Consider the following 1,052-nt stretch of genomic DNA (forward strand, 5'->3'; position numbering starts at 1 on the left):
TCGATGCGCTGCTCGATGATGTGCGCCGCCCAGCCCGACGTACGCGCGATCACGAACAGCGGCGTGAACATCGCGGTCGGCACGCCCATCATGTGATAGCTCACCGCGCTGAACCAGTCCAGGTTCGGGAACATCTTCTTGATGTCCCACATCACCGTTTCCAGGCGCTCGGCGATGTCGAACATCTTCATCGAGCCGGCTTCCTTCGACAGTTCGCGTGCAGTGGCCTTGATCACCTGGTTGCGCGGGTCGGCAATGGTGTACACCGGGTGGCCGAAGCCGATCACGACTTCCTTGTTCTCGACGCGGCGGGTGATGTCGGCCTGGGCTTCGTCCGGGCTGTCATAGCGCTTCTGGATCTCGAAGGCCACTTCATTGGCGCCGCCGTGCTTGGGGCCGCGCAGCGCGCCGATCGCGCCGCAGATGGCCGAGTGCATGTCCGAGCCCGTGCCGGCGATCACGCGGCCGGTGAAGGTCGAGGCGTTGAACTCGTGCTCCGCGTACAGGATCATCGAGGTGTGCATGGCACGCTCCCACAGCGCCGACGGCTTCTTGCCGTGCAGCAGGTGCAGGAAGTGGGCGCCGATGGAGTCGTCGTCGGTCTCGACTTCGATGCGGCGGCCGTTGTGGCTGTAGTGGTACCAGTACAGCAGCATCGAGCCCAGGCTGGCCATCAGCTGGTCGGCGATGTCGCGCGCGCCCGGGGTGTTGTGGTCGTCCTTCTCGGGCAGCACGGTGCCCAGCACCGACACGCCGGTGCGCATCACGTCCATCGGGTGAGCCGAGGCGGGCACGCATTCCAGCGCGGCCTTGACGGCGGCGGGCAGGCCGCGCAGCGCCTTCAGCTTGGTCTTGTAGGCGGCCAGTTCGGACTTGTTCGGCAGCTTGCCGTGGACCAGCAGGTGGGCGATTTCCTCGAATTCGCAGGCGTCGGCCACGTCCAGGATGTCATAGCCGCGGTAGTGCAGGTCATTGCCGGTACGGCCGACCGTGCACAGCGCGGTATTGCCGGCGGTCACGCCCGACAGGGCAACGGATTTCTTGGGCTTCGG

1 protein-coding gene is annotated in these 1,052 nt (G+C 65.8%); it reads right to left on the reverse strand.

Annotated elements, in window-relative coordinates; all coding sequences use genetic code 11:
* Positions 1 to 1,052, reverse strand: a 1,052-nt coding sequence (gene prpC, locus LDO29_RS28070; RefSeq protein ID WP_224082984.1) for a bifunctional 2-methylcitrate synthase/citrate synthase, incomplete at both ends; no start/stop codon positions are given.

The organism is Cupriavidus laharis (assembly GCF_914271435.1).
GTDB classification, from domain to species: domain Bacteria; phylum Pseudomonadota; class Gammaproteobacteria; order Burkholderiales; family Burkholderiaceae; genus Cupriavidus; species Cupriavidus laharis.